Annotated in this window: 28 protein-coding genes; 16 read left to right on the top strand and 12 right to left on the bottom strand. The window is 47.7% G+C overall.

All coding sequences use genetic code 11. The features are described 5' to 3' along the window. Positions 1–305 precede the first annotated feature (305 nt). The 4 genes from T2812B_RS08905 to T2812B_RS08920 all read left to right on the top strand — a co-directional run bounded on the left by T2812B_RS08905 (position 306) and on the right by T2812B_RS08920 (position 4,885). Complete coding sequence (locus T2812B_RS08905; protein ID WP_008193440.1) at positions 306–1,199, top strand: RNA-guided endonuclease TnpB family protein; 894 nt, start codon at positions 306–308, stop codon at positions 1,197–1,199. A gap of 232 nt (positions 1,200–1,431) precedes the next feature. Further along, on the top strand, positions 1,432–3,123 hold the full coding sequence (locus tag T2812B_RS08910) for a glycoside hydrolase family 2 protein (protein WP_008193439.1): 1,692 nt from the start codon (positions 1,432–1,434) through the stop codon (positions 3,121–3,123). Between the two features lie 115 nt (positions 3,124–3,238). After that, on the top strand, positions 3,239–4,573 hold the full coding sequence (locus T2812B_RS08915; RefSeq protein WP_008193433.1) for an MFS transporter: 1,335 nt from the start codon (positions 3,239–3,241) through the stop codon (positions 4,571–4,573). Between the two features lie 48 nt (positions 4,574–4,621). Further along, entirely contained in the window at positions 4,622–4,885 is a 264-nt protein-coding gene (locus tag T2812B_RS08920; RefSeq protein ID WP_004080441.1) for a stage V sporulation protein S, read from the top strand. Between the two features lie 42 nt (positions 4,886–4,927). Here T2812B_RS08920 and T2812B_RS08925 read toward each other — a convergent pair whose 3' ends face one another. Next, positions 4,928–6,526, bottom strand: a complete 1,599-nt coding sequence (locus T2812B_RS08925) for an FMN-binding glutamate synthase family protein (protein ID WP_008193430.1) — start codon at positions 6,524–6,526, stop codon at positions 4,928–4,930. Between the two features lie 121 nt (positions 6,527–6,647). Here T2812B_RS08925 and T2812B_RS08930 point away from each other — a divergent pair, with 121 nt between their 5' ends. Together T2812B_RS08930 and cutA are read left to right on the top strand one after the other, a co-directional pair. Then, positions 6,648–7,646, top strand: coding sequence for a TrkA family potassium uptake protein (locus T2812B_RS08930; protein ID WP_008193428.1), 999 nt, complete (start codon positions 6,648–6,650; stop codon positions 7,644–7,646). Position 7,647: 1 nt separating this feature from the next. Continuing rightward, positions 7,648–7,953, top strand: coding sequence for a divalent-cation tolerance protein CutA (cutA, locus tag T2812B_RS08935; RefSeq protein WP_008193426.1), 306 nt, complete (start codon positions 7,648–7,650; stop codon positions 7,951–7,953). Here cutA and T2812B_RS08940 read toward each other — a convergent pair. From T2812B_RS08940 to minC, 9 genes are read right to left on the bottom strand one after another with little or no spacing between them, the layout of a single operon-like run. After that, positions 7,934–8,449 carry a TIGR00725 family protein gene (locus T2812B_RS08940; protein ID WP_008193424.1) on the bottom strand — a complete coding sequence of 172 codons (516 nt, stop codon included), beginning with the start codon at positions 8,447–8,449 and terminating at the stop codon, positions 7,934–7,936. The two genes, cutA and T2812B_RS08940, sit on opposite strands and share 20 nt — an antisense overlap. Further along, complete coding sequence (gene lptB, locus T2812B_RS08945) at positions 8,446–9,159, bottom strand: LPS export ABC transporter ATP-binding protein (protein WP_004080452.1); 714 nt, start codon at positions 9,157–9,159, stop codon at positions 8,446–8,448. Before lptB ends, T2812B_RS08940 begins: the two co-directional genes overlap by 4 nt. Further along, positions 9,156–9,635 carry an OmpH family outer membrane protein gene (locus T2812B_RS08950; RefSeq protein ID WP_029683396.1) on the bottom strand — a complete coding sequence of 160 codons (480 nt, stop codon included), beginning with the start codon at positions 9,633–9,635 and terminating at the stop codon, positions 9,156–9,158. Before T2812B_RS08950 ends, lptB begins: the two co-directional genes overlap by 4 nt. A gap of 14 nt (positions 9,636–9,649) precedes the next feature. Beyond that, positions 9,650–10,195: a ComEA family DNA-binding protein gene (locus tag T2812B_RS08955; RefSeq protein ID WP_008193417.1), complete on the bottom strand. Its 546-nt coding sequence runs from the start codon at positions 10,193–10,195 to the stop codon at positions 9,650–9,652. After that, positions 10,192–10,893 (bottom strand): hypothetical protein, encoded by a 702-nt coding sequence (locus T2812B_RS08960; protein WP_004080457.1) that lies wholly within the window; start codon positions 10,891–10,893, stop codon positions 10,192–10,194. The genes T2812B_RS08955 and T2812B_RS08960 overlap by 4 nt, the downstream gene beginning before the upstream one ends. A gap of 3 nt (positions 10,894–10,896) precedes the next feature. After that, positions 10,897–11,892, bottom strand: coding sequence for a M42 family metallopeptidase (locus T2812B_RS08965; protein ID WP_004080460.1), 996 nt, complete (start codon positions 11,890–11,892; stop codon positions 10,897–10,899). Continuing rightward, entirely contained in the window at positions 11,889–12,908 is a 1,020-nt protein-coding gene (locus T2812B_RS08970) for a M42 family metallopeptidase (RefSeq protein WP_004080462.1), read from the bottom strand. Before T2812B_RS08970 ends, T2812B_RS08965 begins: the two co-directional genes overlap by 4 nt. 3 nt (positions 12,909–12,911) lie before the next feature. Continuing rightward, a complete protein-coding gene (locus T2812B_RS08975) occupies positions 12,912–13,910 on the bottom strand; it encodes a M42 family metallopeptidase (protein WP_008193410.1) in 999 nt (332 codons plus the stop codon). Between the two features lie 2 nt (positions 13,911–13,912). After that, a complete protein-coding gene (gene minC, locus T2812B_RS08980) occupies positions 13,913–14,545 on the bottom strand; it encodes a septum site-determining protein MinC (RefSeq protein WP_008193407.1) in 633 nt (210 codons plus the stop codon). 59 nt (positions 14,546–14,604) lie between these two features. Here minC and T2812B_RS08985 point away from each other — a divergent pair, with 59 nt between their 5' ends. Continuing rightward, a complete protein-coding gene (locus T2812B_RS08985; RefSeq protein ID WP_008193404.1) occupies positions 14,605–15,462 on the top strand; it encodes an alpha/beta fold hydrolase in 858 nt (285 codons plus the stop codon). Here T2812B_RS08985 and T2812B_RS08990 read toward each other — a convergent pair. Continuing rightward, on the bottom strand, positions 15,445–16,710 hold the full coding sequence (locus T2812B_RS08990; protein WP_008193393.1) for an ArsB/NhaD family transporter: 1,266 nt from the start codon (positions 16,708–16,710) through the stop codon (positions 15,445–15,447). The two genes, T2812B_RS08985 and T2812B_RS08990, sit on opposite strands and share 18 nt — an antisense overlap. Positions 16,711–16,974: 264 nt before the next feature. Here T2812B_RS08990 and T2812B_RS08995 point away from each other — a divergent pair, with 264 nt between their 5' ends. From T2812B_RS08995 to hisIE, 9 genes are read left to right on the top strand one after another with little or no spacing between them, the layout of a single operon-like run. Then, complete coding sequence (locus T2812B_RS08995) at positions 16,975–17,802, top strand: ATP phosphoribosyltransferase regulatory subunit (RefSeq protein ID WP_081501920.1); 828 nt, start codon at positions 16,975–16,977, stop codon at positions 17,800–17,802. Continuing rightward, positions 17,796–18,422: an ATP phosphoribosyltransferase gene (gene hisG / locus T2812B_RS09000; protein ID WP_008193390.1), complete on the top strand. Its 627-nt coding sequence runs from the start codon at positions 17,796–17,798 to the stop codon at positions 18,420–18,422. Before T2812B_RS08995 ends, hisG begins: the two co-directional genes overlap by 7 nt. Continuing rightward, a complete protein-coding gene (hisD, locus tag T2812B_RS09005; RefSeq protein ID WP_008193388.1) occupies positions 18,394–19,680 on the top strand; it encodes a histidinol dehydrogenase in 1,287 nt (428 codons plus the stop codon). The genes hisG and hisD overlap by 29 nt, the downstream gene beginning before the upstream one ends. Then, complete coding sequence (hisC, locus tag T2812B_RS09010; protein ID WP_008193385.1) at positions 19,677–20,684, top strand: histidinol-phosphate transaminase; 1,008 nt, start codon at positions 19,677–19,679, stop codon at positions 20,682–20,684. Before hisD ends, hisC begins: the two co-directional genes overlap by 4 nt. Further along, positions 20,681–21,268 (top strand): imidazoleglycerol-phosphate dehydratase, encoded by a 588-nt coding sequence (hisB, locus tag T2812B_RS09015; RefSeq protein WP_008193383.1) that lies wholly within the window; start codon positions 20,681–20,683, stop codon positions 21,266–21,268. Before hisC ends, hisB begins: the two co-directional genes overlap by 4 nt. Next, the gene (gene hisH, locus T2812B_RS09020) at positions 21,265–21,870 is read left to right on the top strand and encodes an imidazole glycerol phosphate synthase subunit HisH (protein ID WP_008193381.1); all 606 of its coding nucleotides are present in this window, start codon (positions 21,265–21,267) and stop codon (positions 21,868–21,870) included. The genes hisB and hisH overlap by 4 nt, the downstream gene beginning before the upstream one ends. Beyond that, positions 21,849–22,574 carry a 1-(5-phosphoribosyl)-5-((5-phosphoribosylamino)methylideneamino)imidazole-4-carboxamide isomerase gene (gene hisA / locus T2812B_RS09025; protein WP_008193379.1) on the top strand — a complete coding sequence of 242 codons (726 nt, stop codon included), beginning with the start codon at positions 21,849–21,851 and terminating at the stop codon, positions 22,572–22,574. The genes hisH and hisA overlap by 22 nt, the downstream gene beginning before the upstream one ends. Then, positions 22,564–23,325 (top strand): imidazole glycerol phosphate synthase subunit HisF, encoded by a 762-nt coding sequence (gene hisF, locus T2812B_RS09030; protein WP_008193378.1) that lies wholly within the window; start codon positions 22,564–22,566, stop codon positions 23,323–23,325. The genes hisA and hisF overlap by 11 nt, the downstream gene beginning before the upstream one ends. Continuing rightward, complete coding sequence (gene hisIE / locus T2812B_RS09035) at positions 23,325–23,915, top strand: bifunctional phosphoribosyl-AMP cyclohydrolase/phosphoribosyl-ATP diphosphatase HisIE (protein ID WP_008193375.1); 591 nt, start codon at positions 23,325–23,327, stop codon at positions 23,913–23,915. Before hisF ends, hisIE begins: the two co-directional genes overlap by 1 nt. On the opposite strand, the gene wecB is transcribed toward hisIE, so the two are convergent. Beyond that, positions 23,916–25,052, bottom strand: coding sequence for a non-hydrolyzing UDP-N-acetylglucosamine 2-epimerase (gene wecB, locus T2812B_RS09040; protein WP_008193373.1), 1,137 nt, complete (start codon positions 25,050–25,052; stop codon positions 23,916–23,918). Positions 25,053–25,066 lie beyond the last annotated feature (14 nt).

Raw genomic sequence — 25,066 nt, forward strand, 5'->3', positions numbered from 1 at the left:
CTCTGAAGGTGAAAGGTGGAAATGACATTTGTTTTGCGCGATTGGTTATAGAAAAATTCGATTTCTTTGGTTTGGGGCCTGTTCGGAATGTTCTTTACGCTACAAACCCTGAAGTTCGAGTGGCCAAGAACAATCGTTTCTATCTTATTTACAAAACACAATCCAGAAAGCACATCCCCTTTAGAGGATCATGATGAATGGCTATTTGGCTTAGAAGTGCTAAAATTTTAGCAGATCGCATCCAAGAAGGTGGCCGCCTTTGAGAACAAGGTGCTTGTGATCGACCTTAAGATGGACACTTTCCTGTGACATGGAAATGTGACGGTATCAAAGTAGTCGATAGTAAACTGAGGCTGTCTCTTTCAAAACAAACACGAGAGTACCTCAAAGAAGCTCACGGAATCGAGTCCAAGTACATATGGGTAGCTCTTCCAAAAGATCTACCGCTCGATTCTGTGAAACAAGTAGAACTCGTACCGCACCACAGGTTCGGACACATAAGCTACACACTGCACATCATCTACAGACAAACTTTCGATGAGAAGCCTGCCGTCGATCCAGGAAAACACCTTGCCATCGACCTTGGAGTGTTGAACTTTGCAACATGCGTGAGTGAAGATGGGTCCTTCATCATCGATGGAAGAGTACTTCTTTCCAAACTCAGACTCATCAACAAAAGGACCGCACATCTGAAGTCGATACTGGACAGACAAAACATAAAGACATCGAAGAGACTGCACAGACTGCACCGTTACAGAAGAAACTACCTCAACGATTTCGTCCACAAAGCATCGAAAGCAATCATCGACTACTGTCTTGAGAACAGAATCGGCACAATCGTTGTTGGAAAACTGAGTCACGGTATCACCGAGATAGACATCGGCTCGATCAACAACAAGAAGCTCCACCAGATGCCGTATGGAAAGTTTCTCAGCAAACTGAAGTACAAAGCCGATCAAGTAGGAATCAGAGTTATTGAAGTGGACGAAGCGTACACCTCACAGACGTGTTCTGTATGCGGTGCTGTGGACAGATCAAGCAGATTGCATCGAGGTTTGTACGTTTGCAAACACTGTGGTTCGGTGATGAACGCGGACACGAATGGTGCGTTCAACATATTGAAGAAGGTATCTCCGAGCCCGAAGAGGGTAGGAGTAGGGGCTTTGGCCAGCCCAGTGCGGTTAAGGCTCGTAAGCTGAGCATACCGCACAAAGAATCCCATCCCCTTTTGGGGATTGGGAGGAGATCAAGTTCCTTATGATGCTATTTTAGAGCTTGATCTTGATCCAAAGGAAATCTAAGGGATAAATCTGGAAACTCGCGATGTGTTTATACCAGAAATCACCATGAAAAATGGCAAAATAAATTTGGAAGCCCTGAATCACAATTCTGATTTTCTTATTGTAGTAGAAATCTGAGGGAGGAAATAGCATGTTAAGATCACAAGGCAATTTGAAGAGATACTTTATGAACTTGTGTGGTTTCTGGGTTCTGGTAGTAAACAAAAAAGACAGACCCATCGCCGTTCCTGGAAGCTGGAATGAGCAGTACCAGGATCTGTGCTACGAAGAAGGACCCTTCACCTACAAAACCACCTTCTACGTTCCGAAGGAACTTTCACAAAAACACATCAGACTTTACTTTGCTGCGGTGAACACGGACTGCGAGGTCTTCCTCAACGGAGAGAAAGTGGGAGAGAATCACATTGAATACCTTCCCTTCGAAGTAGATGTGACGGGGAAAGTGAAATCCGGAGAGAACGAACTCAGGGTGGTTGTTGAGAACAGATTGAAAGTGGGAGGATTTCCCTCGAAGGTTCCAGACAGCGGCACTCACACCGTGGGATTTTTTGGAAGTTTTCCACCTGCAAACTTCGACTTCTTCCCCTACGGTGGAATCATAAGGCCTGTTCTGATAGAGTTCACAGACCACTCAAGGATACTCGACATCTGGGTGGACACGAGTGAATCTGAACCGGAGAAGAAACTTGGAAAAGTGAAAGTGAAGGTAGAAGTTTCAGAAGAAGCGGCGGGACAGGAGATGACGATCAAACTTGGAGAGGCAGAAAAAAAGATCAGAACATCTGACAGATTCGTCGAAGAGGAGTTCATCCTCGAAAACGCCAGGTTCTGGAGCCTCGAAGATCCATATCTTCACCCTCTCAAGGTGGGACTTGAAAGAGACGAGTACACCCTGGACATCGGAATCAGAACGATCAGCTGGGACGAGAAAAAGCTCTACCTGAACGGGAAACCCGTCTTTCTGAAGGGCTTTGGAAAGCACGAAGAATTTCCCGTTCTGGGGCAGGGCACTTTCTATCCATTGATGATAAAAGACTTCAACCTTCTGAAGTGGATCAACGCAAATTCTTTCAGGACCTCTCACTATCCCTACAGTGAAGAGTGGCTGGATCTTGCCGACAGATTCGGAATCCTCGTGATAGACGAAGCTCCGCACGTTGGTATCACAAGGTATCACTACAACCCAGAGACCCAAAAGATAGCAGAAGACAACATAAGAAGAATGATCGACAGAGACAAGAACCATCCCAGTGTGATCATGTGGAGTGTGGCAAACGAACCAGAATCCAATCATCCAGACGCGGAGGGTTTCTTCAAAGCCCTCTATGAGACTGCAAAAGAAATGGATCGAACACGCCCCGTTGTCATGGTGAGCATGATGGACGCACCAGACGAGAGAACAAGAGACGTGGCGCTGAAGTACTTCGACATCGTTTGTGTGAACAGGTACTACGGCTGGTACATCTATCAGGGAAGAATAGAAGAAGGGCTTCAGGCTCTGGAAAAAGACATAGAAGAACTCTACGCAAGGCACAGAAAACCCATCTTTGTCACAGAGTTCGGCGCAGATGCTATAGCCGGCATCCACTACGACCCACCTCAGATGTTCTCCGAAGAGTACCAGGCAGAGCTCGTCGAAAAGACGATCAGACTCCTTTTGAAGAAAGACTACATCATTGGAACACACGTGTGGGCTTTTGCAGATTTCAAGACTCCTCAGAACGTGAGAAGACCCATTCTCAACCACAAGGGTGTTTTCACAAGAGACAGACAACCCAAACTCGTTGCTCATGTGCTGAGAAAACTGTGGAGTGAGGTTTGAATAGGTACAAAAAATCGGCAAGAGAATTAACCTACATTAAAACTCTCCGAACCAATCCATTAATCTTTCAGTGATACCATGTCTGAAGTCAAAACGGCTTGAGGAGGAAGTGGTGTTGGATCCAAAAATAAAAAGAGCGCTGAACATATCCATCATAGAAGGAGCGCTTGCTGTTCTCATCAACCAGTTCTTCGGTGGAGCTTATCTGACGGGCTATTTCCTGTGGATGGGAGCCTCAAGCTTCTTCATTGGCCTTTTCGGTTCTATTCCATTTTTGGCAAACACGCTCCAACTTCTCACACTCTCATTCTCACATCGTTTGAAATCCAGGAAACAGATCATCGTTCCACTGATGTGGACTGCCAGAACGTCCATATTGCTGTTCGCCGTATTTCCCGCTATCAGGCATGGTCTTCTCTTTGCGTATCTTCTTTATTTTTACATCCAGATCGCTGGTGCCCTGTCTGCTCCTCTCTGGCAGAGCTGGATGTCAGATCTGGTACCAAAAGATATGATCGGAAGCTACTTTGGTTTCAGAAATCTCATTCATGGAGCGGTTCAGATTCCCGCTATGTTCCTTGCAGGCGCGATACTCGATTCTCTTGGAGAAAACTGGAAAGGTTTTGGCACACTCTTTCTCATAGCGGGTTCTCTCGGGGCACTGAACGGATACTTCTTGAAGATACAGTACGAGCCACCGTACAAACCACGCGAGGCGTCTGTTTCCATAACAAAAGCCGTGAAGTTTCTCCTGAAAGAAGAACACTTCAAAAACTTTCTTCTTGGATTCGCCTTCTGGCGATTTGCCATAGGTGTTGGTACGGTCTATATAAACGTGATGCTTTTAAAAGAGGTCGAGTTTTCCTATCTTCAAATAAGTGTTCTGAACGCGGTGGGAATGTTCATAGGAACTCTCTTCCAACCTTTCTGGGGAAAGTTGGGAGACAGGTATGGATTTCAATACTTTCTCAAAGTCTGTCTGTGGATTCATGCGATTGTTATTCTCCTCTGGGCACTGACTCCTAGATCGTTCCTTTACGTCTTCTTCCTCCAGATAATAATTGGTATATTCGTAACAGCAGGAACAAGCCAGCTTGTTTTCTACACCCTCATGTACACAGCACCTTCATCCCTCAAAACTGAAGCCTTCTCTGTGTTCAACAGTCTGTCCAATCTTTCTTTGTTCGCTGGATCTTTAGTTGCAAGCGTTTTAGTTGCCTTGCTGGAGAACATCAGTCTTCCCTTTGGAATATCCGCTATCAGACTCACCATGTTCATATCGTTCTTTTTGAGAGCATCGGCGGCGTACATAATATCCAGGATGGATCTTGGAACACCTCAAAAAGTGGATTCTCTGATCCAGGCTGTGAAGGAGTCGTTCTTCTCAGGAACGGTTCCGTGGATCAGAGAAAGGTTGAACACACTGAACATTTTTAGAAGAAAACGTTGAGGCGTGGTAAAATAATGTTGAGATCACACAACGAAGGGGGTAAGTAACATGGAAGTACTGAAGGTATCGTCGAAGTCCGATCCTAACAAGGTCGCTGGTGCTATTGCCGGTGTGGTGAGGGAGCACGGTAAAGCGGAGATTCAGGCCATCGGAGCCGGTGCAGTGAACCAGGCAGTGAAGGCCATCGCCATTGCTCGGGGGTATCTCGCACCGAGTGGTATCGATCTCGTTTTCGTTCCTGCCTTCACGGACGTCGAGATCGAAAACGAAAAGCGGACAGCCATCAAGTTCATAGTCTTTCCAAAAAGCTGAAGGGGAGCATCAGCTCCCCTTTGATTTCTCCCATTTCTTGTTTCACTCCTCGAGGATCCTTTCCGCTTCGTCCCTGTAAGATTCCATAACGTATGGAATTCCTGAGATTTCTGCTGCGTCTTTTGTGAGAGCGATTAGATCCTTTCTGGAAAGAGCAGAGAGCCTGAACTTTCTCGCACCTGCCATGAGTTGCTGCAAGCCCGTTTTGAACTTCTGAACGAACGTGTAGACTCCTATGGCACCAAGAGGCAATTTCTTGACTTCTTCCTCTCCAAATCGGGATCTCAGTTCTTCGTAGGTGACGAAGATTTCCTCTACGGTTGTTCCGTATTTCGAAACTGTCTTCGGCAAGTTTCCGCTCTTGAGCCACTCGCCTATGTTCTTTCCCACCATCGCGGGTATCATGAGAGCCCTTCCCATACAGACGGCCTTCACGTACGGAGAACCCATCGCAATGGCCTTGAGAACACCGTCTTCTGTGGAGAAACCGCCGGCTATGGCTATGTCAGGAACCCTGATTCCTCTCTTGCTCAACTTTTCCGCGAATTGATACGTCAAAGCCTCGAGGTAAAACGTAGGAATTCCCCACTCGTTCATCATCGGCCACGGGCTCATACCCGTTCCACCCGGTGCTCCATCGACGGTGATCAAATCCACCTTCGCCTCAGCACCGTATCTGAGAGCCATGGCAAGTTCAACAGCCGAGTAAGCTCCCGTTTTCAAGGTGATTCGCTTGAATCCGAGTTTTCTGAGTCTTTCCACTTCTTTCAGGAAGGACTCCTTAGAGACAAAACCAAGTCTTGAATGTCTTTCGAACTCCTTGATTTCTCCTTCTTTGAACGCTCTCTGGACTTCCGGAAGTTCGGGATCGGGAAGAACTATATAACCTCTTCTTTTCAGTTCCAGAGCACGTTCAAGAGATCTCACCTTTATCTCTCCACCGATGCTCTTGGCTCCCTGGCCCCACTTGAGCTCAATGGTTTCGATACCGTGTTTGTTTATAACGTACTCCGCAACACCCAGCCTTGTATCCTCAACGTTCATTTGAATAAGTATTTCACCGTATTCCCCGTCGTGGTATCTCTTGTATATTTCTATTCTCCTGTCGAGTTCCGGTGATTTCTTCACTTTTCCGTTGCTGTCGAGTTCCAGATCCGGATCGACACCCGCTACATTTTCTCCACAGACAACCGTTATTCCACTGATGGCAGCTCCCACCGCTATGTGATCCCAGTTCTTCCTCGCGATTTCTGTGGAACCAAGGGCCCCCGTGAATATGGGAACCTTCATCTTCACTTTGATGTCCCAGCCGTACTCTGTGGTTGTATCAACGTTCGTGAATATTGCGGTGTCAGGACCTGGTTCCACTCCTTCGGGAAGACCTTCCGCACCGCGTGCGTAACCTAGAATGTTAAGGTGTGAGTAGTCAACGGGATAGTCCTTGACGGCACCCGCGGTGATTTCTCCGAATGGACCTGGATAGAGAACCTCTCTTCCTCTGAACGACGCAAGCCAGGTTTCACATCCTCCGGTACAGCCATCAACACACTTGGCGCACAGACCTGACATAGGGACAACATCCCTCGAACGGTTGAACGTTCCAGTCGCTTCGTTCGCATTTGGCCTTCTAAGGTTTCTCACTACCGTTCCCTCCCCAAATGGAATTTATATGCCAGAGATTTTGATTAATTATAAAACAAACAGAGAGGACTACAAGAGGCAGTCAAAATATTGTAATATTTGTATGAGGAGGTATAAAGGTGTGAAAAAAAATGTGATCATACTCGCACTCATGATAGTGTTCGTATTTGTTTTCGGAACGGTTGCCTTTCATCTGATAGAGGGCTGGAGCCTTTTCGATTCATTTTTCTTCACGCTCATCACAGTTTCTACGGTGGGATACTCTATTCCTGAGAACCTCTCTCAAGCTGGAAAGGTGATAGCTTCCATTCTCATAAGCGCTGGTGTGACGATCGTGCTGTACGGTTTCACATCGGTGACATCGATGATCGTTGAGGGACACATAGGAGAGTACTTCAGAAACAGGAGGATGAAAAAGATGATAGATAAACTCAAAGAACACTTCATCGTAGTGGGAGCGGGAAGAACAGGAAGGCACACCACCCTGGAGATAATGAAAGCAAAGAAGCCCTTTGTTGTGATAGATCAATCGGAAGAAGCAATCGCCAGACTCAAAGATTTTCTGGGAGAGGAATTCCCCTACGTTGTGGGAGATGCCACAGAAGAGGAAATTCTCATGAAAGCGGGGGTTGAAAGGGCTCGTTCTCTTGTGGTGACGCTTCCCGACGACGCGAAAAGCACGTTCGTTGTTCTCACCGCAAAGTCCTTGAATCCGAATCTCGAGATCGTATCTAGAGTCTCTGACATGAAGGCTTTGAGCAAGCTCGTTTACGCGGGGGCGGACAAAGTGATCGCCACATCGGAGCTCGCGGGTGTGAGGCTCGCTCAGATGGCTCTCAATCCCACTACTATAAGCTTTTTGGACATTCTCTCCTTCGGCGAGGAATCCTTTAGAATAGAGGAAGTGGTAATACCCCCAGAGAGTCCAGTTGCCAACAAAACGCTCGGTGAAATAAACCTTGCGAAGAGAGCCGGAACCATCGTCATTGCGATCAGACGTGGAGGAGAGGTGATCTTCAATCCGACAGGAGACACGAAGATACTCCCGGAAGACAGGCTCATGGTGGTGGGAAAAAGCGATCACTTCGAAAAACTCCACAGATTGATCGAGGAGGGATAGAATGATACTCGTGTATTCGACCTTTCCAGATGAAGAAAAAGTGCTCGAGATAGGAAGGAAACTCCTCGAGAAAAGGCTGATAGCCTGCTTCAACGCGTTCGAAATCAGATCCGGATACTGGTGGAAAGGTGAAATCGTTCAAGACAAAGAGTGGGCGGCTATTTTCAAGACTACAGAAGAAAAAGAAAAGGAACTCTACGAAGAGTTGAGAAAACTTCATCCATACGAAACACCCGCGATCTTCACACTGAAAGTGGGAAACGTCCTTCCTGAATACATGAACTGGCTCAGAGAATCTGTTCTATGATCCGAACAGTTTCCTCCACAGTCCACGCCTGATGAATCTCTACGATTCTTCTGTTGTCCAGGTACTTTCCGTCTATCAGAACCTGAGAGATCCTGTCCGTCCACCCACCCGTTCCTCTCAGCAGGATCACAGGCTTCCCTAGCGCATAAGCTCCCAGAATCTCTATCGCTGTTCCAATCTCTCCGCCAATCGAGACAACTACATCTGCGTTTCTCAAAAGAACAAAAGATCTCATCTGAAAGTCAAGGCCCGTTTTCACAGCAACGGAAAGATACGGATTTCCAGCTTCTTCATCGGGAAGTATTCCCACCACGGTTCCACCCGCTTCTCTGACCCCCTGAGATACGAGTTCCATCACACCGTCTCTTCCGCCGTTGAACACGAGGTACCCTTTCTTTGCCAGGGTTCTTCCAAGTTCCAGACAAATATCTCGAAGTTCCGACACCGGAGGTTTGTTCACCAGTCCGGAGTATCCGACAACGACGACTTTTTTCACGTTCCGAGGTACACCTCCCTCACTGTTTCGTCTTCCAAAATTCTTTCAGGAGAACCTTCGGCGAGAATCTCTCCCTTGTAGATGACGTAGATCCTGTCGGCGATCTCAACGAGTTCATCGACGTTGTGGTCGGTGATGACGATTCCGAAATTTTTCTGCTTCAATTCCAGGGTCATTTTTTGAATTTCTTTCACAGTCTTCGGATCTATTCCGCTGAAGGGTTCATCAAGCAGAATGAAAGCGGGATTCAAACACATCATTCTTGCGAGTTCCAGCTTTCTCTTCTCTCCCCCGGAAAGAAAGCTCGCGGGTTGATTCTCGAGGTGTTTCAGATGGAATTCGTGGAGGAGTTCTTCTATTTTTCTTTCTCTTTTTTCTTTATCTTTTTCATGGAAGCGAAGCACGAGGTCTATGTTTTCCCTCACAGTGAGGCCGCCGAAGATCGAAGTCTCCTGCTGAAGATAGGTGATACCGAGCCTTGCTCTCCTGTAAACGGGAAACTTCGTTATGTCAACATCCCTGAAGATGATCTTTCCCGAAGTCGGTACAACGACACCAAGAATCATGTTGAAAATAGTGGTCTTCCCGGCTCCGTTGGGACCGAGAAGACCGACTATCTCACCCCTGTGAAACTCCAGATTCACTCCGTTCACGACGTATCTTCTGCCGAACCTCTTTTTGAGGTTCTCGCATCTCAAAACGTCCATCATTTCTGATTGATGTAAGCGATCACCTGGTCTGTTATATCGTAAGATGGCTTTCCATAGAGAACCATCTGTTTCGCAATCACAAGATCGTATCCCATAACACTCGCGTATTCCTGGATTTTACTCACAACTTCTTTCATCACTTCCTGAATCTTCTGCTGGTATTCGGACTTCAGAAGATTTTCGTATTCAGCCTTTTTCGAGAGAATCTCCTTCTGTTTTGCCTGTATCTCTTCCTGAGGTCTTCCTTCTTCCTGCATCTTTTTGAGCTCATCCTCCATCTCCTTCAATTTGTTCTGATAGAAAGAATAGTCTCTCTTGTACTTTTCGTTCAGATCCTGCCACTTGTAGTAACTCTCCGTTGCTTTTTCAACATCGACGTAGGCTACCCTCAGGGAAGGGCTCGAGGAACTCTGTGAAACGAGTAGCGTTGCAAGGAGAACACCTGCCAGAACGAGGGGTAGGAGCAGTTTCTTCATGCTTATTCCTCCTTTCAAAATGTGATTTTTCCTCCTATTTTCTCCAGCGTCTTTTCACCTATTCCAGGCACGTCCAGAAGATCTTCGGGAGAACGAAAGGGACCGTTTTTTTCTCGGTACTCGACAATGGCTTTTGCCTTTACTTCACCTATGTAGGGAAGGGTTTCGAGTTCTTCAACCGAAGCTGTGTTCACGTTCAGTTTTGTGACTTCTCTTTTGATATGTTGTTCAACTCCTTCGACGGTCACATATCTGGAAATCTTCTCCAGAGTTTTTTCTCCGATTCCAGAGACGTTCTTCAATTCTTCTACACTCGAAAATCCACCGTGTGACTCTCTGTAATCGATGATCCTCTGGGCTTTCACAGGCCCGATCCCTGGAATCGACATCAGGTCCTCCAGAGAAGCGGTGTTCAGCTCCACAGGAAAGGCGACCACCTTCTGAGAAGCTGTTGTGTCCTCTTCTGTTCTCGTTTCTCGTTCCATAACAATTCCAAGCAATATGAAGAAAACAAGTGCCACGAACAGAATTGTTCTTTGATGTTGCTTTCTGAGTCTCAAGGACTGATCAGCCTCCCGGCGTATCCCGGCCTGTTCACCTTCACCCGCTTCATGATGTCTTCCCAGTTCAGTTTTTCAAAGTAATCTTCGGCAAGTCGGAGTGTTGGAAAAGCTCCCACCACCACGGAGTAGTACTTCTTATCCAGTTTCTGGAAGGCGTAAACGTAGGAAGGATAACCTGCCACTCTCAAATCGTAAGCGAGTTCTTTTGAAAGACTCTCAGACAGCGTTGTTATCACAAAGACTCCATAAAGGGACCTCTGGGCAACCTGCGAGAAATCCTCGAACTCACCGAGGAGAACCACCGAATAGGTGTCCGTTGAAACAGGAGAAATGAGATACGGAAGACCCGACCTCCTGATGATCCTCAGAGCATCTTCCTTCTTCACAACGAAGGAAGAAACCACCTGATCTTCAGAGACGAAATCCGCCATCTCGTCTCTCAACTTCTCGTAGTCGAACTCCTCGAATTCCACGAGGAGGGGAGTCGGTGGAGGTGTTACCGAGAAGGACTCTTCTATTTCTTCAGGTATCTTCAACTCCACGGGCTTTATCTCCACGATCTCTACTTTCACGTTTCTGAGCTGGAATTTCAAATAAATATTCCAGGACAGCAGAGCTATAGCCACACCGAAAATAACGACGATCAGCCAGAACAAAAACCTTGACTGGCCATCGGAAAGAGTGATTCTGGCCATCTCTCACGCCCCCAGATACCTGATGAGAAGATCGACCGTTGCCTCAACATCATCTGGTGCGATCATCTCACTGGGTGAGTGAACGTATCGTGTGGGAATAGACACCGTGGCCGAAGGAATCCCTTCTCTAGTCCGCTGGTACCCCATGGCGTTCGTACCGCCGAACGTCAGAACCTCCATCTGATACTTTATATCGAATTTTTCCGCGATTTCTATCAAATTTTCGAGGATGCGTTTGCTGCTGATCGATGCCCTGTCTTTCACTTTCAGAGCGGGTCCACCGGAGAGCCTCATTGCGTGTCTCTTGATGGCCTTCGGAGTGTCTGCCGAATCCGTCACATCGATCGCGATGGCCTCGTCCGCTGGTACGCCGTACCCCGCCACCGAGGCACCGACCAGTCCCACTTCTTCCTGAACACTGAAAACACCGTAGAGCGTAACAGCGGGTTTGATTCTTTTGAAAACTTCCACGATCACGGCACATCCTATCCTGTCATCCATCGCCTTCGAGACGTATTTCCCGGAAACTTCGACGAATCCACTGTCGTAGACACCGAAGCTTCCAATTGGGCACATCTTCTGTGCTTCTTCTCTGGAATTTGCACCGATATCGATGAACAGCTTGTCGAACGAGAGCTTTCTCACATTCTCCTGCCTTTCTTCTGTTGTTTCACCTTCCATACCAACAACGCCTATTGTACCGTTTTCGAACCTGATCCTTTTTCCAAGAAGCATGTACGGAGAGACACCGCCGACGGGTTCTATTGTCAGAAATCCCTTGTCGTCCACGTTTGTGACGACAACACCTATCTCATCTATGTGAGCGTCCAGTATCACCTTTTTCTCGCCGCTTCCTTTCCAGACAATGAGATTGCCGAGCCCATCGATCCTGTGGCCATCTATGTGCCCTTCGAGTTCCTCGAGGATGATACTTCTCACCTCTTCTTCCCGTCCACTTGGGCCGAAGGCTTCCGTCAGCTTTCTGATCAGTTCCTTCATGAGACCACCTCCACGATTTTTCCTTCCTCGACAAGTACTTTTATGAGTTTCTTCGTGTTTTCGTAGTCGTTCAAATCTATGATCGAATTCGGACTGTGAATGTACCGAGCTGGAGTGGAGATCACACCTGCTGGTACTCCGTAGGCGGTTCTGGCGTAACGTCCCGCGTCCGTTCCCCCAGCGGTTCTTCTCTTCATCTGAAACGGAATGTCGTTGTTCTTCGCCGTATCCACGATGGTCTGAAAGATCTCCTTTGGGATCACGTATCCTCTGTGGTAAAAGGTGATGGCAGGACCGTCACCCAGATGTGTTGCCCATTTCCTTTCCTCCAGTTCCGGATTGTCGCCGGCCGTGGTGGTTTCCACGACGATGGCACAGGTGGGTTTCAGCTGTTCCACCACAACTGCACTTCCACGAAGACCCGTCTCTTCTTGAACTGTGAAGACAAAGTACGTGTCGTAAGCGGGACTCACACCACTTTCGAGAACATCGATCAGAACAGAACAACCCGCTCTGTCGTCGAACGCTTTCCCGACTGCCCGGCCGTTCTTTTCGATGTAATCACTCACGAAAGAGACGTAGTCTCCTATTGATACGTACTTTTTCGCTTCGTCTGCCGAAGAAAAACCGAAATCAATTCTCAGGTTCTCAAACCTTGGGGGAGTGTTCTCTTCATCGCGCTGAAGGTGGATCGGTCTGTAGCCGATAACTCCTTTGAGATTCTTCACCTGAACCACCTTTCCGGGAAGTATCCTGGGATCGACTCCCCCAACGGGCAAGAACGACACTTTTCCGTCCTTTTCTATTTTGCTCACAACGAAACCGACCTCATCCATGTGAGCCGAAACGAGCAGTTTTTTCGAAGAATCTCTTCCTCTTTTCAAAGCTATCAAATTCCCAAGGACATCGGTGTAAAGGTTGTCAACAAGACCTTCTATCTTTGACTTTATGAAATCCCTGACCTTCCCTTCATCTCCAGACACACCCGGCATCATCGAAAGCTCTTTGAGATACATCTATCACACCTCCAGTTCTACCGCGACAAGGGAGAGAAGTCTAGCGAGTTCCTCCACATCGCGCGGGTCCACCATTTCAACGGGAGTGTGCATGTACTTCAAGGGAATGGATATGAGAGACGTTCTAACACCGTTTCGAACAAGCTGAACGAAATCCGTTTCCGTGCCGGACCTTCCACCAACCGCTTCTTCCTGAAGGGAAACGTTGTGTTTCTTCGCTATCTCGATGATCTTCTGAACAAGATTCCTATCCACAACCGGTCCCAGGCCTATCACCGGACCTTTTCCAAGCTCTATGTGATCACTGAATGGAGGCTCGGAAGCGAACGTAACGTCCATCACGATCGCCGCGTCGGGATTTATCTCGTACGCACCTGTGAGAGCCCCTAAGCACCCTGTCTCTTCCTGAACAGAAAAGACCACATAGACATCCCATGGGTGATCGTATCTTTTGAGAAATTCGAGTACTTTCACAAGAACTCCACAGCTCGCTCTGTTGTCCAAAGCCTTCCCGACCACCTTCCCATTCGTTTCGAAAGCCGTCTGATCTATCACTGCAATGTCCCCTACACGAACATCTCCCTCACACAGAGATAGATCGACAAAAATTTCATCGTATGTGAGGACTTTCTTTCTGGATTCCGAATCTTGCAGGTGTGGAGCAAGCATTCCGATCACACCGCGTTCGATCCCGTTTTTTGTGTAGATTCGCACCTTTGAGGCATAAACGACCTTCGGATCCACTCCACCCACGGGCTCGAGTCTGGCGAATTGCCCCTCCACCTTTGAAACAACAAAACCGATTTCATCCACGTGGGCAAAAAACGCGAGTTTTCCTATCCCCTTTCCCTTTTTGTATCCGATCAGACTTCCGTGGCGGGTTGTTTTCGCTTCGTCCACGAAGGGCTCAATGACTGACTTTATGTAAGAAACCACGTTCGTCTCGTAACCTGAAGGGCCGTCGAGGTTCGACAGTTCCATCAAGAGTTTTCCGGTTTCCATCTTCATTCACTCCTTTCAAAGCTCACCTTGTCAAACGGTTCGATCACTATACGATTTCCCTTCACATGTGCGATAGAAGGCACGTTTTCTTCTCCTTTGGAATGCGTGATAAAACCCGCTATTTGAATGAGGGAGGTTTGAAGATCTAGGGCGGCTACCACGGCCTGTCCTCCTTCGTTCAATCCCGCACGTATGTTGCCCTGCGCCTTTCCAAAAACAACAACAGAACCTCCGGCAAGGATTTCAGCCCCCTTGTTCACGTTCCCGAAGACTATCACATCACCGGAATGAACAACAGTCTGACCGGATCGAATATTCCTTTTTATCACTTTACCGGTGCTTTCAACCGTCGTTCGTGACTGCACTTTCAGATCGTTTTCCTTTCCCTCGACAGTGCTTCCAACGAGTATCTGTGAGACTTCAAGACCGAGATTTCTCAGGTGAGAAACGATCCTTGGTATATCCTGAGAGTGTTTGTTGTGATTCTCGATCATCAGAGAGATCCTGTCTCCCTTGGCAAAAAATCCTCCCATCTGGGTGATGCGAGCGGAGATCGCGTTCAAGACTTCTTCGAGGTTCTGATAATCTTTTATGAGAAGTACGAGACCTTCCTTCGTCATCTTGAAATCCACCATTCCTATCACCTCATCTTTAGATTCTATCATGTTTAAAATAATAATCGGAGGTGTCTGAAATGAGACTGATAACGTTCGATGCTTCGTACGATCCCATCGCTGAAGAAAGCAAAACTGTGCGGGTCTATGTCTTTGAGCCAAAGAGGATTGAACGCAATCTGATCTTCCTTCACGGGATAGGAAACGGAAATATTCCATACCTTCTCTGGTTTGGAGAGAAGTTCAGAGAGTACAACATCAAAACCTGGTTTCTCATCCTTCCCTATCACGAAAAACGTGCACCGGAGAACTGGTATGGAGGGGAGCCTTTCTACCACTCTTCACCCTCTTTTTGTGTGAAGCGATTCGACGAGGCTGTGCAGGACGTGATCGATCTGGTTGATGTTGTGAAGAGAGACAACGACAAACCAATTTCGTTGATGGGCTTCAGCTTCGGAGGAATGATAACAACCATAGCACTCGCCCGTGAAAAACGAATCGAGAAGGGTGTTATCTGCTGTTCCGGTGGGGACTGGAGATGGATCAACTGGTATTCACCTTACACGGAGAGATTGAGAGAACTCTACAGGAAGAATGGAAACGAATACGGTTGTAGATCGGAGAAGGATTGTATCAAGAACAGAGGAAATGCCCCTGAGATTATCAAGTCGTTCAACTCCATCGAAGATATCAGAAAAAAACCACCGGTGGGTTGCTATTTCTACGACCCGGCATCTTTCGCTCCGTTCGTTGACCAGAAAGTGCTATTCTTCTGGGCGCTCTTCGACCGTGTGATACCGTACCAGTCTTACGCGTGCCTTCACAAGCTTCTCAAGAACAAGAAGACCATCTATCTTCCATCGGGTCACAAAGGTTCTTACTTCTTCAGGAGATACATCGCAAAAAAAGTGGTGAGGTTCTTAATAGATGATGAGTGAATAGAGCGTTGCGATTATGAACGGTATGAACATGAAGCTCCACGCCACCTTGAAAAATTCCTTGAAACTCACCGTGTGTTTCGTGTGCTTTTCCAGAAGGGAAAGACCAACTATGTTCTGAACGGCTCCAAGAGGTGTCAGGTTCGTTCCAAGATTCGCACCGACGGCGTACACCCACCACAGTGAAGCGGGGAAACCCTGCGAGACGAGAATTTTCAGTGTGGGAGCGATTATGAGAGTCGCGGGAACAGCACTCAGGAAAGCAGTGGAAAGGATGGAGATCCATGTTAATGTGACAACGAACAGGAATCTGTTGAAAGATAGAGCTTTCAGGAAACTGGCTATGACTTCCATAACACCGATTTGTTCCAGAGAGTACGAGATGATGAAGAGGCCTGTGTAGAAGAACAGCGTGTCCCAGTCTATTCCTTCTGACACTTTTTCGAAATCCTTTCCAAGCATGAGAAGGAGTGCACAGGCAGCTATGAGCGCTATCAACGAAAGCTCCACTTCCACGAGGGAATGAAGACCGAACAACACCAGAGTCGAGAGGAAAACAAACAGCGATTTTTTGAGAACCACCGGGTCTGTGATCGATCGTTTCGGGTCCACATCTAAAATATTTCTCAGTTTTTCAAAGGCTTTTTCATCGATGCGAACGTACCTCTTGAAAAGGAAAAAGACGACCACGAACATGAGAACAGTCACAGGCCCCATGTTTTTCAGAAAATCGTTGAAGCTGAGTCCGCTTATCGAACCAAGTACGATGTTCAAAGGACTTCCGATGAGTGTTGACATTCCTCCGATGTTGTCTATGAAGATCGTGAAGAGAAAGAAAGGCACGGGATTCACTTCCATCGTATCGAGTATCAAAAACAATATAGGAGAGACGAGAATGATGGTGATCAAATTGTCGAGGAACGCGGAGGTTACAGCGGTGAGCACCATGAGGAAGGCGAACAGAAGCCAGAATCTACCCCTGGAAATCTTTATAGCGGAAATTGCAAGATATTCGAAGAAACCAGTCCCCTTCAATATGTGAACGATGATCATCATTCCTAAGAGAAGCCCCAGTGTGTTGAAATCGACCACTTCACCTATGTTTCTAAGATCGAGACCTTCGACAACTTTTATTGCCATGAGAACGAGTGCAATGAGCAGGGTTACAACGGATTTGGCGATCTTTCCGAATATGATGAAGTAGTAAGCGAGGATCGCAAACAATAGAACTAACATTGCTTCGTTCATACTCTTCGCCTCCCTGTCACGGGATTATTCTAACACCGGTTTTTTTAAAATTATTATTCAAAAAAGTGAATTCCACGGCAAGAATGGTAGAATAAAAACCAAAGGAGTGAAAGGGTATGAAAATGTGGGATGCAATCATGAAAATGTTTTTCGGTGAACACCACCATCATTGCTACGGCCCGGCGGTTTCTCCACCGGGTGTGTGATGGTGGGAGATCGCACGGGCCACGTCGAGAAGACGTGGCCTTTTCGTTTGTTAGGGAGGTGGATTTCTTGGACTTCGAGAAGGTGGTTTCGTTCTACAGTAAAGCCACGAAAAAAGGATTCTCACCGTTCTTCGTCCCAGCGCTCGAAAAGGCAGAAGAACCGGCGGGGAATTTTTTCCTCGACAGAAAGGGCAATCTTTTCTCCATCAGAGAAGATTTCACAAAAACCGTCCTCAACCATCGTAAAAGATATTCCCCCGATTCTCAAATCAAGGTCTGGTACGCCGATTTCGTTTACAGATACTCGGGAAGTGATCTGGTGGCGGAGTATCAACTTGGACTCGAAAAGGTTCCAAGGAATTCTATGGACGATTCGCTGGAAGTTCTCGAGATCATCGTCGAAAGCGCATCGGAATTTTTTGAAGGTCCGGTGATAGTGGAAATAGGACACACCGGTGTTTATGAGGATCTACTGAAAGAAATTCCGAAGGACCTCCACGAGAAGGTTCTGAATCTCATCGACATGAAAAACCTCGCAGAAATCGAGTTTCTCTCTCACATGAAGAAAATTGATCTTTCCAGGGTAGAGAAGATTATCGAAGACAGCATATACCGGAGATCACCGGAACATCTGAAGACGATGGATCTCCCGCTTTCGGTGAGGGAAGATCTGCTTTCAGCATCTTCCTTCCTTCAGGAGAAGTTCCCCACCGTTTCCGTTGAGATCGATCTCACCCTCGCGAGAACGATCGAAGAGTACTGTGGCCTGATATTCACCATCTACGACACATCTTCTTCCAGACTCGTAGCTGCCGGCGGAGAGTACACAGTGAACGGAGAAAAAGGTGTGGGTGGATCCATCTTTCTGGAGGGAAAAACATGCTGAAACTGGCAATCCCCAAAGGAAGGTTAGAAGAGAAGGTGATGACCTACCTGAAAAAAACGGGAGTTACTTTCGAAAGGGAGTCTTCTATTCTTCGAGAAGGGAAGGATATCGTCTGTTTCATGGTGAGACCGTTCGATGTACCAACGTATCTCGTTCACGGAGTGGCAGACATTGGATTCTGTGGAACCGATGTACTCCTCGAAAAAGAAACCAGTCTCATTCAGCCCTTCTTCATTCCCACAAACATCAGCAGAATGGTTCTTGCCGGTCCGAAGGGAAGGGGAATACCAGAGGGTGAAAAGAGAATCGCCACGAAGTTTCCGAACGTAACTCAGAGATACTGCGAATCCAAAGGATGGCACTGTCGCATAATACCGCTGAAAGGTTCTGTCGAACTCGCTCCAATAGCCGGACTCTCAGATCTCATCGTGGACATCACCGAAACTGGAAGAACACTGAAAGAGAACAACCTGGAGATTCTCGATGAAATATTCGTCATAAGAACCCATGTTGTGGTGAATCCGGTGAGTTACAGAACGAAAAGAGAAGAGGTGGTTTCCTTCCTTGAAAAGCTCCAGGAGGTGATCGAACATGATTCTAATGAACAATCCCGGGGATAAAGAAGTGCTCAGACTATTGAAACAAAGGATGGAATCTGTATCGCAGGTGGAAGAGACCGTAAAAGAAATCATCAGGAGAGTGAAAGAAGAAGGAGACAGAGCCCTCGAGGAATTCCTCAAAAGGTTCGAGAAGCACCCGGTGGGCATCGAGAACCTTCGTGTCACAGAGAAGGAAATATCGGAAGCCCAAGTAGAGGAAGAATTCGTTGAAACGATAAAAATCGTGATAGAAGACCTGAAGGAATTCCATCGAAGACAGGAGGAAAGATCTTTCTTTTTCACGACGAAGGGTGGAAGCTTCCTGGGAGAGATGGTTGTTCCTCTCGAGAGTGTGGGAATCTACGTTCCTGGAGGAAAGGTTCCGTACTTTTCCACGCTCCTCATGTGCGCGGTTCCTGCTATCGTTGCTGGTGTGGAAAGGATCGCTGTCACGACACCACCGGATGAAAACGGAGGCATCTCTCCATATATTTTGAAAACCTGCGAAATTCTCGGTCTGAAGGAGATCTACCGGATGGGAGGGGCTCACGCGGTAGCCGCCCTCACATACGGCACGGAAACAGTGAAACCCGTTGACAAGATCGTGGGACCCGGTGGAGTCTTCGTCACGCTCGCAAAGAAACACGTTTACGGAGACGTTGGAATCGATTCCATAGCGGGTCCCAGCGAGATCACGATCGTAACAGACGGCAGTGCCGACCTGGATCTCTTGGCTGCGGATTTCCTCTCCCAGGCAGAACACGACGAGAACGCGATGAGTGTGGTGATAACCACTTCGAAAGAGGTCTTCGAAAAATTACCTCAGGTCATTGAAAGACACCTGGAAGCTCTTCCAGAAGAGAGAAGAAAAACGGCCAGGATTTCAACGGAAAATTTCGGTACCATCATCTTGACGGACAGTCTGAAAAGGGCCTTTGAGATCTCCAACCTCATCGCCCCCGAACATCTGGAGGTCCTCGTGGAAAACCCGTTTGAGTCGCTGGGGCACATAAAGAACGCGGGATCTGTCTTCCTTGGAAAGTACACCTGCGAGTCTGTGGGAGACTACGGCGCGGGACCGAACCACGTTCTTCCCACCTTCAGATCCGCGAGGTTCTCCTCTGGACTCAGGGTTTCCGATTTCACGAAGAAGATATTCATCACACACCTCTCCGAAGAAGATTTCAGAAGAAAGGGCGAGCTTTACTCGAAGATGGCGCGCTGGGAAGGTTTTGAAGCCCACGCTCGGGCGATAGACGTCAGGAGGGAAAAGCTGTGAATCCTCTCGATTTGATTGCAAAGAGGGCGTATCCGTACGAAACCGAAAAGAGAGACAAAACCTACCTTGCGCTGAATGAAAATCCGTTTCCCTTTCCAGAGGACCTCGTGGATGAAGTGTTTCGACGATTGAACAGCGACACCCTGAGGATCTACTACGACTCCCCCGATGAAGAATTAATAGAAAAGATACTCTCATACCTCGACACCGATTTCCTTTCGAAAAACAACGTCTCTGTGGGAAACGGAGCGGATGAGATCATCTACGTGATGATGCTCATGTTCGACCGTTCCGTCTTCTTTCCCCCGACCTACAGCTGTTACAGAATCTTTGCGAAGGCAGTTGGAGCGAAATTCCTGGAAGTGCCGCTCACGAAAGATCTGAGGATACCTGAGGTGAATGTGGGAGAAGGAGACGTTGTTTTCATCCCGAACCCGAACAATCCAACGGGCCATGTCTTCGAAAGAGAGGAAATAGAAAGAATCCTGAAAACGGGTGCCTTCGTTGCGCTGGACGAAGCCTACTACGAATTCCACGGAGAAAGTTATGTGGATCTTCTGAAGAAATACGAAAATCTCGCTGTGATCAGGACCTTCTCGAAAGCATTTTCCCTGGCAGCGCAACGTATCGGATACGTTGTGGCCTCGGAGAAGTTCATTGACGCTTACAACAGAGTGAGACTTCCTTTCAACGTGAGCTACGTCTCCCAGATGTTCGCGAAGGTAGCTCTCGATCACAGAGAGATCTTTGAAGAAAGAACGAAGTTCATCGTGGAAGAACGTGAGAGAATGAAGAGTGCCCTCAGAAAAATGGGATACCGAATCACCGACTCCAGAGGAAACTTCGTGTTCGTATTCATGGAGAAGGGAGAAAAAGAAAGACTTCTCGAACACCTCCGGACGAAGAACATCGCTGTTCGCAGTTTCAGGGAAGGTGTTAGAATCACTATCGGAAAACGCGAAGAGAACGATATGATTCTGAGAGGACTGGAGGTGTTCAAATGACGGTAGAAAGATTGGAAAACGGTGTGATCGTTCAGAGAAACACCAACGAGATCGAGATTTCCATAACACTCGACACGGTGCACGGAAAACTCGAAGGAAGCACGGGGGTGAAGTTTTTCGATCACCTTCTGAACACCTTCTGTCATTACTCTGGCCTAGGTCTCAGAGTGAGCACTTGCGAAAGCAAAGATGGCATCCTTCACCACCTGATAGAGGATTTCGGTATTTCACTGGGGCTTGCATTCAGGGAGCTTTTCGACTACACGAAAGTGAGAAGATTCGGTGAAGCCACCGTTCCCATGAACGAAGCGCTGGTGGGATGCTACGCGGATCTTTCCGGAAGGCCCTTCTTCCAGAAGAATTTCGAATTCTCCGTTGAAAAGATAGAGGACATGCCCGTCGAGGGATTCGAGGAGTTCATGTGCGGATTTGTGAACCACGCAAGGATCACGGTTCATTTCTTCAAATTCTTCGGAAAGAACGACCACCACATCTCTGAATCTGCCATGAAATCTTTTGGACTAGCGATTGCCCAGGCTCTGGAGAGTTCAGAAAAAAAGACCACCAAGGGTGTGATAGATTGAGGATCGGAATAATCTCTGTTGGTCCGGGGAACATAATGAATCTGTACCGCGGAGTGAAAAGGGCATCCGAGAATTTTGAGGATGTTTCGATAGAGCTCGTGGAATCACCTCGAAACGACCTGTACAATCTTCTGTTCATCCCGGGTGTGGGACATTTCGGCGAAGGGATGAGACGTCTTAGGGAAAATGATCTCATCGAGTTCGTAAGAAAACACGTCGAAGACGAGAGGTACGTGGTCGGAGTTTGTCTTGGAATGCAGCTTCTTTTTGAAGAAAGCGAAGAGGCACCCGGCGTGAAAGGTCTTTCTCTCATAGAAGGAAACGTCGTGAAACTGAAGAGCAGAAGACTTCCCCACATGGGCTGGAACGAGGTGATTTTCAAAGACACGTTTCCGAACGGGTATTACTACTTCGTCCACACCTACAGAGCTGTGTGCGAGGAGGAACATGTTCTGGGAACAACTGAATACGACGGTGAGATCTTTCCATCTGCGGTGAGGAAGGGGAGAATTCTGGGGTTTCAGTTCCATCCCGAAAAGAGTTCAAAAATCGGAAGAAAACTGCTTGAGAAGGTGATCGAATGCTCGTTGTCCCGGCGATAGATCTCTTCAGAGGAAAAGTAGCGAGGATGATAAAAGGAAGAAAAGAGAACACCATATTTTACGAAAAAGATCCCGTAGAACTGGTGAAAAAACTCATCGAAGAAGGATTCACACTGATTCACGTGGTGGATCTCTCGAAGGCGATAGAAAACAGCGGCGAGAACCTTCCAGTTCTCGAGAAACTCTCTGAATTTGCCGAGCACATACAGATCGGAGGCGGGATCAGATCGCTCGATTACGCGGAAAAACTCCGAAAGCTGGGATACAAAAGACAGATCGTGAGCTCAAAGGTTCTGGAAGATCCTTCTTTCCTGAAATCTCTGAGAGAAATCGATGTGGAGCCTGTGTTTAGTCTGGACACTCGAGGTGGCAGAGTCGCATTCAAAGGGTGGCTGGCAGAAGAGGAGATCGATCCTATTTCTCTTCTGAAGAGACTGAAAGAATACGGCCTTGAAGAGATCGTACACACGGAGATCGAAAAAGATGGCACTCTTCAGGAGCACGATTTTTCTCTCACCAAAAAGATAGCGATCGAAGCTGAAGTGAAAGTACTCGCAGCGGGTGGTATCTCCTCGGAGAGCTCTTTGAAAACAGCGCAGAAGGTTCACATAGAAACGAACGGGCTTCTCAAAGGTGTGATCGTGGGAAGGGCGTTTCTGGAGGGAATTCTCACAGTTGAGGTGATGAAGAGATATGCTTGCTAAAAGAATAATCGCGTGTCTCGACGTGAAAGACGGCCGTGTGGTGAAGGGAACGAACTTCGAAAACCTCAGGGACAGCGGTGATCCTGTCGAACTGGGGAAGTTCTATTCCGAAATTGGAATAGACGAACTCGTTTTTCTGGATATCACCGCGTCCGTTGAGAAGAGGAAAACCATGCTGGAACTGGTCGAAAAGGTGGCCGAGCAGATCGACATTCCGTTCACCGTTGGAGGAGGTATCCACGACTTTGAAACGGCCTCAGAGCTCATTCTCCGTGGAGCGGACAAGGTGAGCATAAACACGGCGGCTGTGGAGAATCCTTCTCTGATCACACAGATCGCTCAAACTTTTGGGAGTCAGGCCGTTGTCGTGGCGATAGATGCAAAAAGAGTGGATGGAGAGTTCATGGTTTTCACCTACTCCGGAAAGAAGAACACGGGCATACTTCTGAGAGACTGGGTGGTTGAAGTAGAAAAGAGGGGGGCAGGAGAGATCCTGCTCACCAGCATCGACAGAGACGGCACAAAATCGGGTTACGATACGGAGATGATAAAGTTCGTGAGACCGCTGACCACACTTCCCATCATCGCTTCCGGTGGCGCGGGAAAAATGGAACATTTCCTCGAAGCGTTTCTGGCAGGTGCCGACGCTGCCCTTGCGGCTTCTGTCTTTCACTTCAGAGAGATCGATGTGAGAGAACTGAAAGAGTACCTCAAAAAACACGGAGTGAACGTGAGACTGGAGGGGTTGTGATGACGCTCTATCCGGTGGTGGTTCAGGATAGAACAACGGGTGAGGTGTTGATGCTGGCCTACGCGAACGAAGAGGCTTTGGAGCTCACCAAGAAAACGGGATACGCGCATTTCTTCTCGAGAGAGAGACAGAAAATCTGGAAAAAGGGAGAAACCTCTGGAAACACGATGAGAGTGGTTGAAATAAGAAGGGACTGCGATGACGATGCTTACCTGTACATCGTTGATTTTCCAGAAGACAAGGTGGCGTGCCACACGGGAAACAGATCCTGCTTTTTCAAGGTGGAGCACAGGTTTGAAGAAACGGGCTCTCCCACCTTCTGGCTGGATCTCTACAGACTCGTTAAAGAAAGGAAAGAAGAGATGCCGGAAGGTTCCTACACAGCGAAGCTCTTCAGGGAAGGCAAAGGAAAAATCGCCAAAAAATTCGGGGAAGAAGCGGTAGAGGTGATCACGGGGTATCTCCAGAATGACAAAGAGAATCTCGTCTGGGAGATAGCGGACATGATCTACCACCTCACCGTCCTCATGGCCGACGCTGGTGTCACTATCCAGGATGTCATGAGAGAACTCGAAAAGAGAAGAAAGTGATCAGCAGAACTCCTCTGGTGGACCTGAAAGCCCGAACTCGTGAAGAACCGCTTTCACAATGCGCTCTGAAGCTCTGCCGTCTCCAAATGGATTCACGGCTTTCGCCATTTTTTCGTATTCTTCTCTGTCCAAAAGAAGCTTCTTTGCAAGTTCGAATATTCTCTCTTCCTCCACTCCTCCCAAAACGGCTACACCCGCTTCGATCGCTTCGGGTCTTTCTGTCTCCTTTCTCAGAACGATCACCGGCTTTCCAAGGGCCGGTGCCTCCTCCTGTATTCCTCCAGAGTCAGTCATGATGAGATAACTTCTTGCCATCAGATTGTGCATGTCAATCACATTCACAGGATCGATTAGGAAAACTCTTTCCACGTTTTCAAGCATCGGAAATACGATCTCTCTCACAGCGGGGTTCATGTGAACCGGGTAAATCACCTTCACATCCTCGAAGCCTTCAACGATCCTTCTCACTGCCCTGCAGATGTTTTCCAGGGGTTTTCCGATGTTCTCTCTTCTGTGTGAAGTGAGGAGGATGTACCTTCCGTCAGAAAAATCCATATTCCTCAAAACTGGATTCTCAAAAACGTGGTTCTCCTTCACGGTGTACCTGAGGGCGTCTATCACCGTGTTTCCCGTCACGTAGATCTTCCCCATGACGTTCTCCCTCAGAAGGTTCTCTCTGTTCCTCTTTGTGGGTGCGAAATGCATTGTGGAGAGAACACCCGTTAGTCTTCTGTTGATCTCCTCCGGGAAGGGGGAGTATCTGTCGTTCGTCCTCAGGCCCGCTTCTACATGGCCAACCGGGATCCTGTGATAGAAGGCCGCGAGCGCTCCTGCGAACGTGGTCGTCGTGTCTCCCTGAACCAATACGATATCCGGCTTCAACTCTCCTATCAGATCGTAAAGACCAGACAGCGCATTCACGGTTATATCGGAGAGATTCTGCCTTTCTTTCATTATGTTCAAGTCAAAATCTGGTTTTATATCGAAGACTTCCAGCACCTGGTCCAGCATCTGTCTGTGCTGAGCGGTGACACAGACCAAACTTTCCACGTTTTGTTCTTCTTCGAGTTTTTTCACGAGCGGTGCCATCTTTATTGCCTCGGGCCTTGTTCCAAAAACACTGAGAACTCTGATCACGTTCTCCACCTCCT

This window comes from Thermotoga sp. 2812B, assembly GCF_000789335.1.
GTDB classification, from domain to species: domain Bacteria; phylum Thermotogota; class Thermotogae; order Thermotogales; family Thermotogaceae; genus Thermotoga; species Thermotoga maritima.

Coding starts and splice junctions, on each gene's coding strand:
- T2812B_RS08910 (WP_008193439.1), top strand. CDS start 1,432: ATGTTAAGATCACAAGGCAATTTGAAGAGATACTTTATGAACTTGTGT.
- T2812B_RS08920 (WP_004080441.1), top strand. CDS start 4,622: ATGGAAGTACTGAAGGTATCGTCGAAGTCCGATCCTAACAAGGTCGCT.
- cutA (WP_008193426.1), top strand. CDS start 7,648: ATGATACTCGTGTATTCGACCTTTCCAGATGAAGAAAAAGTGCTCGAG.
- lptB (WP_004080452.1), bottom strand. CDS start 9,159: ATGATGGACGTTTTGAGATGCGAGAACCTCAAAAAGAGGTTCGGCAGA.
- T2812B_RS08950 (WP_029683396.1), bottom strand. CDS start 9,635: ATGAAGAAACTGCTCCTACCCCTCGTTCTGGCAGGTGTTCTCCTTGCA.
- T2812B_RS08960 (WP_004080457.1), bottom strand. CDS start 10,893: ATGGCCAGAATCACTCTTTCCGATGGCCAGTCAAGGTTTTTGTTCTGG.
- T2812B_RS08965 (WP_004080460.1), bottom strand. CDS start 11,892: ATGAAGGAACTGATCAGAAAGCTGACGGAAGCCTTCGGCCCAAGTGGA.
- T2812B_RS08970 (WP_004080462.1), bottom strand. CDS start 12,908: ATGTATCTCAAAGAGCTTTCGATGATGCCGGGTGTGTCTGGAGATGAA.
- T2812B_RS08975 (WP_008193410.1), bottom strand. CDS start 13,910: ATGGAAACCGGAAAACTCTTGATGGAACTGTCGAACCTCGACGGCCCT.
- minC (WP_008193407.1), bottom strand. CDS start 14,545: ATGGTGGATTTCAAGATGACGAAGGAAGGTCTCGTACTTCTCATAAAA.
- T2812B_RS08985 (WP_008193404.1), top strand. CDS start 14,605: ATGAGACTGATAACGTTCGATGCTTCGTACGATCCCATCGCTGAAGAA.
- T2812B_RS08990 (WP_008193393.1), bottom strand. CDS start 16,710: ATGAACGAAGCAATGTTAGTTCTATTGTTTGCGATCCTCGCTTACTAC.
- hisG (WP_008193390.1), top strand. CDS start 17,796: ATGCTGAAACTGGCAATCCCCAAAGGAAGGTTAGAAGAGAAGGTGATG.
- hisD (WP_008193388.1), top strand. CDS start 18,394: ATGATTCTAATGAACAATCCCGGGGATAAAGAAGTGCTCAGACTATTG.
- hisB (WP_008193383.1), top strand. CDS start 20,681: ATGACGGTAGAAAGATTGGAAAACGGTGTGATCGTTCAGAGAAACACC.
- hisA (WP_008193379.1), top strand. CDS start 21,849: ATGCTCGTTGTCCCGGCGATAGATCTCTTCAGAGGAAAAGTAGCGAGG.
- hisF (WP_008193378.1), top strand. CDS start 22,564: ATGCTTGCTAAAAGAATAATCGCGTGTCTCGACGTGAAAGACGGCCGT.
- hisIE (WP_008193375.1), top strand. CDS start 23,325: ATGACGCTCTATCCGGTGGTGGTTCAGGATAGAACAACGGGTGAGGTG.